General features: G+C 70.6%; 6 protein-coding genes. 3 read left to right on the plus strand and 3 right to left on the minus strand.

Annotated features, from left to right (window positions below):
• The coding region (locus tag H5J26_RS28155) for a DUF5134 domain-containing protein (RefSeq protein WP_181768788.1) at nt 1-429 on the minus strand (429 nt) is incomplete at its 3' end.
• Nucleotides 430-513: 84 nt separating this feature from the next.
• Nucleotides 514-906 carry a VOC family protein gene (locus tag H5J26_RS28160; RefSeq protein ID WP_181768789.1) on the minus strand — a complete coding sequence of 131 codons (393 nt, stop codon included), beginning with the start codon at nt 904-906 and terminating at the stop codon, nt 514-516.
• A gap of 100 nt (nt 907-1,006) precedes the next feature.
• Here H5J26_RS28160 and H5J26_RS28165 point away from each other — a divergent pair, with 100 nt between their 5' ends.
• Nucleotides 1,007-1,564 carry a GNAT family N-acetyltransferase gene (locus tag H5J26_RS28165; protein ID WP_181768790.1) on the plus strand — a complete coding sequence of 186 codons (558 nt, stop codon included), beginning with the start codon at nt 1,007-1,009 and terminating at the stop codon, nt 1,562-1,564.
• Here H5J26_RS28165 and H5J26_RS28170 read toward each other — a convergent pair.
• Nucleotides 1,536-2,219 (minus strand): glycerophosphodiester phosphodiesterase, encoded by a 684-nt coding sequence (locus H5J26_RS28170; RefSeq protein ID WP_181768791.1) that lies wholly within the window; start codon nt 2,217-2,219, stop codon nt 1,536-1,538. The two genes, H5J26_RS28165 and H5J26_RS28170, sit on opposite strands and share 29 nt — an antisense overlap.
• 195 nt (nt 2,220-2,414) lie before the next feature.
• Here H5J26_RS28170 and H5J26_RS28175 point away from each other — a divergent pair, with 195 nt between their 5' ends.
• Both H5J26_RS28175 and H5J26_RS28180 read left to right on the plus strand, forming a co-directional pair.
• The gene (locus H5J26_RS28175; RefSeq protein ID WP_309238095.1) at nt 2,415-3,410 is read left to right on the plus strand and encodes an alpha/beta hydrolase; all 996 of its coding nucleotides are present in this window, start codon (nt 2,415-2,417) and stop codon (nt 3,408-3,410) included.
• 102 nt (nt 3,411-3,512) lie between these two features.
• A complete protein-coding gene (locus H5J26_RS28180; protein WP_181768792.1) occupies nt 3,513-4,910 on the plus strand; it encodes a DUF6421 family protein in 1,398 nt (465 codons plus the stop codon).
• Nucleotides 4,911-5,107 lie beyond the last annotated feature (197 nt).

The raw sequence follows: 5,107 nt of genomic DNA on the forward strand, positions 1-5,107 counted from the left end.
GTACACGGCGAAGTACGCCAGCAGCACACCCGTCAGCAGAGGCAGGCCCGCGGCGGCGGCGCCCCCGTGGATGTGGCCGCCCGAACCGGACGCACCCTGCATCGCCAACGCCATGTAGACCATCGACAAGGCGCCCACCAGGTGGTGGACGTGATGGACCGCGGGGCGCCGACACCGGCCGCTCTCCCTCAGCAGCGTCAGCTCCCACACGGCCACCGCCCCGAAGGGCACCACGAAGGCGAGCGAGGGTACGGCGACGGGCACGCTGCCGGACAGCGCCATCACCGCCATCCCGAGACCCATCAGGGCCTCGCTCCCGGCAGTTCGCCGCTGCATCCCCCCGGCCCCCCTCGCGCGCAGCAGACACGCACCGCTGGTGACCGCGCACAGCGCCGTCAGCAACCAGCCGACCGTCGCCGAGCCGTGCATCGCCGACCTCCCCACTCGCCCCGAGGGAAGGCTGCCCGCCGTCGCGCCCGCACACGGGAGCGCAAAGGCGCAGCGGGGGAGCGCTCAGATGCCCGGCCGGTAGCGCATCGGATGATCTTCAGGGACCTCGACGACACAGATGCGTACACCGTCCGGATCGGCGATCCACATCTCGATGAGGCCCCACGGCTCCTTGGCCGGCGGCCGCAGCACCTCTGCGCCGGCGGCGGTCAGTTCACGGTGTGCGGCCTCGGCGTCCGGGACCTGCAGCCACAGTTGCAGGCCCGGTGAGGGAGGGGAGTCGGAACGCCCGGAGACCTCCAGGAAGCCGCCGCCGAGGAAGTAGACCGTGCCGCGCTCGGGCCCGGTACCGAACTCGCGGTGGACGGCGAGGCCCAGCATCTGCCCGTAGAAGGCCCGCGCGCGCTCGGGGTCGGTGGGCCGCAGCAGCACCCGGCTGCTCAGTACGTGCACCATGCCGCCGACTCTAGTCCGGCGGCGCCCGGATCACGGTGCGCCCCTTCCGGGCATCGGGGGCCGGGTACGGATCGGCAGACGTGCCTTAAGGTCGGTCGGCATGGAGAACGTCAAGGAGTCCGGCGCGCTGACCTTCCGTATCGCCGCCGAGGACGACATCCCCGCTCTCGTCTCGCTGGTCGAGTCCGCCTACCGCGGAGACGCCAGCCGGGCCGGATGGACCACCGAGGCGGACCTCCTGGAAGGACAGCGCACGGACCCCGAGGGCATCGCCGCAGTCGTCACCGACACCGGCAGCATCATGCTGGCGGTGGAGCGTGCCGGGCTGATCGTGGCCTGCTGCCAGCTCGAACGCCGGGACGAGCGCGCCTACTTCGGCATGTTCGCCGTCCGTCCCGAAATGCAGGGAGCGGGGCTGGGCCGGGCCGTGCTGGCCGAGGCGGAGCGCACCGTCCAGGCCGAATGGGGCGCGCGGGAGATGCAGATGACGGTGATCCGCCAGCGCGAGGACCTCATCGCCTGGTACGAGCGCCGGGGCTACACCCGCACCGGCCAACTCAGCCCGTTCCCCTACGGGGACGAGCGTTTCGGCATCCCGCAGCGCGACGACCTCGCCTTCGAGCTGCTGATCAAGCCCCTCGGCCCGCTGCCCTCTTGATCTCCGGCATATCGGTCACCACGCCGTCGAGTCCCAGTTCGCGGGCGAGGGAGAGCTCCTCGTCGGTGTTCACGGTCCAGCTGATGACCTTGATGCCGTCGGCGTGGCAGCGCTCGACGGTCTCGGCCTCCAGCCACCGCAGCTCGCAGGAGACCATGACGGCGCCCAGCTCGCGGGCGCGCTCGGGTGCGGTCGGCGTCGAGCGCCCTGTGACCAGCACCAGCGGCATCTCCGGCAGGTGGGTGCGGACCTCGCGGAGCGCCTCGTCGTGGAAGGAGATCACGGTGACCCGGTCGTGCAGGCCGAGTTCGTTGATCACTCCGACGAGTACCCGGGCCGCGGCGCGGTCCTTGATCTCCGCCTGCAGCGGCGACCGTACGGCCTCCACGACCTCCTCGAAGACCGGGATGCGCTCGCCCTGCCCGGCGTCGAGTTCGCGCAGTTCGGCCAGGGTGAAGTCGGCGATCGCGCCGGAGCTGTCGGTGGTGCGCGAGACGTCGGCGTCGTGCATCACCACCAGGGCACCGTCCTTGCTCAGGTGCAGGTCGAGTTCGATGACGTCGAACCCCTCGCGCTCTGCGCGGACGAAGGACCGGAGGGTGTTCTCGGGCTCGACGCCCATCACTCCGCGGTGTCCGACGGTGAGCAGTGACACGGCGCGCTCTCGCTTTCCTGTGGTGACGGTGCGCGGGCAGATGTGCGCGCCGCACAGACTAACGGCCGAACTGCCCGGCCCCCGATGCACGGTGAGACCGCCGCCAGCCGGACACGGGCCGGCGACGGAGCACCCAGGACCAGGGGACCGACACTGCATGTACGGCATCCCGACGGCAGATGAAGGAGCAGAGACGTGACCGAGACCTCGTCGCAAGGGCTGGAGAGGCTGGCCCCCGGGGCACGCGAGCTGATGGACGCCATGGCCTCCGTCTTCCCCGACGTGGGAGGCACGGTCACCGACGCCGCCGAGGCCCGGCGCATCCTCGCCCGGTCGATGCCGGAGCCGATACGGATGCCCGCGCTGCGGGAGGTCACCGACCGGACCATTCCGGGGCCCGAGGGCGCGCCGGACCTGCCGGTGAGGATCTACAGGCCGTACGAGGACGACTCGTCCCCCGTGGACGCGCGTCCCACGGTCGTCTTCTTCCACGGGGGCGGATGGGTGCTGGGGAACCTCGACACGCACGACTCCACGGCGAGGAACCTCTGCCGTGCCTCCGGCGCGGTGGTGGTCTCCGTCGACTACCGGCTGGCCCCCGAGGCACGCTTCCCCGAGCCTGCCCACGACGCCTACGCGGCAGTGTGCTGGGCCTCGGAGAACATCGCGCTGCTCGGCGGCGATCCCCAGGCGCTGGCGGTCGCGGGCGACAGCGCGGGCGGGAATCTCGCCACGGTGTGCACTCTCATGGCCAGGGAACGGGGCGGCCCGCGGATAGCGCACCAGTCGCTGATCTACCCCTCCACGGACCCGGCGGCGCAGACGCCCTCCCGCCGCGCCAACGCACAGGGGTACTTCCTGACCGAGGAGGCGATGCTCTGGTTCGGGGCCCAGTACTTCGGGCCGGACGCCGACCTGGCGCATCCGTACGCGGCTCCGCTGCACGCCGACCTGGCAGGACTGCCGCCCACGCACGTGATCACGGCGGGCTGCGACCCGCTGTGCGACGAGGGCCGTGCGTACGCGGCGAAGCTGGAGGAGGCCGGAGTGCCGGTGACCGAGGCGCACTTCCCGGGAATGTTCCACGGCTTTCTCGGGCTGGGTGAGCTGCTGCCGGACGCCGTCGAGGCCATGGCAGGCCTGGGCAAAGTCATTGCGGCAGCCGCATTGGACAGGAAGATCGACGGCTGAACCCGGGGGTTGAACGGATAATCTTCGGCCCCCTCCACTTGAGAGCCTGACCCGGCCCGGCTACCGTTTAGTGACGCCAGGTTCTTTTGTGGAGGGGAAGTCATGACGGAAATTCTTTCGTCCCAAGCCGTGGACGCCGGTGCTACGTCCGCTGAGCGTGTGGTCGAACACCCGGCATGGCCGCTGCTGAAGGCCGCGGTGGAAGCCATTCGTCCGGCGCAGTCCAAGGACGGCTCGATCGACTTCGAGGCAGAGGGCGCACCCTCACCGGCCGCCGTGGAGGCGGAGCTGGAGCAGATATGCGCGGCGGTGACCGACCTCTCCCCGCTGCTGCCGCACGACGCGGCCTACCACGAGGCGCTCGTCGCCGACCTGCGCCGCTGGGCGGCGGGCGGTTTCGCAGTCCCCGACTTCCTCGACTCCCTGCTGGCCTTCCAGCCCGCGCAGAACCGCGTGCACGGCCTCCAGCACCTGGTGCTCTTCCCGATGTACACCCAGAACGGCAACCCCGACCGCAACTTCGAGGCGGTCGTGCTGCGGATGGTCTGGCCCGACTGGCTCGCGGAGCTGGAGCGCACCCGCTACGACAACCCGCTCTTCTGCGGCATCACCTTCGAGGACTTCACCTCCGGCTACGACACCAACTCCGCGGTGCTCTTCCCGGAGACCGTCGCCGTGCGCGAGGCGCCCCCGCGCTTCTCCTGGGGCGGCATCTTCTGCGACCGCGAGGCCGCCCGCTTCCGTCGCGTCGTCGACGCCGCCTGCGACGTCACCAGCCTCGAACTGCCCGAGACGGCCCGGGAGCTGGTCTCCGACCAGTCGCGCTGCCAGCAGGCGTTCGTGCTGTGGGACATGGTGCACGACCGCACCCACAGCCACGGTGATCTCCCCTTCGACCCGTTCATGATCAAGCAGCGGCAGCCGTTCTGGATGTACGGGCTGGAGGAGCTGCGCTGCGACCTGACCGCCTTCCACGAGGCGGTGCAGCTGGAGGCCGACGGCTACCCGCAGGGCCGTGACGTCCAGTTCACCGTGCTGCTCGACCGCCTCTTCCGCTTCCCGGTCACCGGCGAGCGCAACCGCAACTACGACGGCCTGGGCGGCCAGCTCCTCTTCGCCTACCTCCACAGGCACGGGGCGCTGCGCTGGACGGACAACAAGCTTGCCGTCGACTGGGACCTCGCGCGTGAGGTGACGGTGCGGCTGCGCGAGGAGATCGAGACCCTGTACCGGGCGGGCATCGACCGTCCGAAGCTCGTGCACTGGTTCAAGGCGTACGAACTGGTCTCCTCCTACCTCTCGCCGCACCCCGGCTCGACGTGGGCCAAGGGTCCCGACGCCCTCGACCTGTCCCTGCCCCCGCGCAAGCTCGTGGACGACGTGCTTCCGGATGAGTTTCCGCTGAGCATGTTCTATGAGGCACTCGCGAAGAAGCTCCGTTCCGTGATCGCATCGACCAAGGGCATCACCGCGGAGACCCCGGTGCCTGCCGCTGCCTGAGCGGCGGAAGGGGTGCCGGTGAGTGTGCACCGGCGGACAGCGGAACTGCGGAACAGCGAGCGGCACGGCGACCCGGCGCGGTCGGGCGCCGAGACCAGGAGGCGACAGGCATGACCAACACCACGGCACGTGGCTACCGGGGCAACGGCAAGGGCAGCCTCGAAGGATCCGTCATCGCCGTAGCCGGAGCGGCCGGC

The organism is Streptomyces albidus (ex Kaewkla and Franco 2022) (assembly GCF_013870515.1).
GTDB lineage: Bacteria > Actinomycetota > Actinomycetes > Streptomycetales > Streptomycetaceae > Streptomyces > Streptomyces albidus.

What these genes read in the sequence shown, in the direction of transcription:
- H5J26_RS28160 (WP_181768789.1), bottom strand. Translation starts at nt 906, where the DNA reads ATGGTGCACGTACTGAGCAGCCGGGTGCTGCTGCGGCCCACCGACCCC.
- H5J26_RS28165 (WP_181768790.1), top strand. Translation starts at nt 1,007, where the DNA reads ATGGAGAACGTCAAGGAGTCCGGCGCGCTGACCTTCCGTATCGCCGCC.
- H5J26_RS28180 (WP_181768792.1), top strand. Translation starts at nt 3,513, where the DNA reads ATGACGGAAATTCTTTCGTCCCAAGCCGTGGACGCCGGTGCTACGTCC.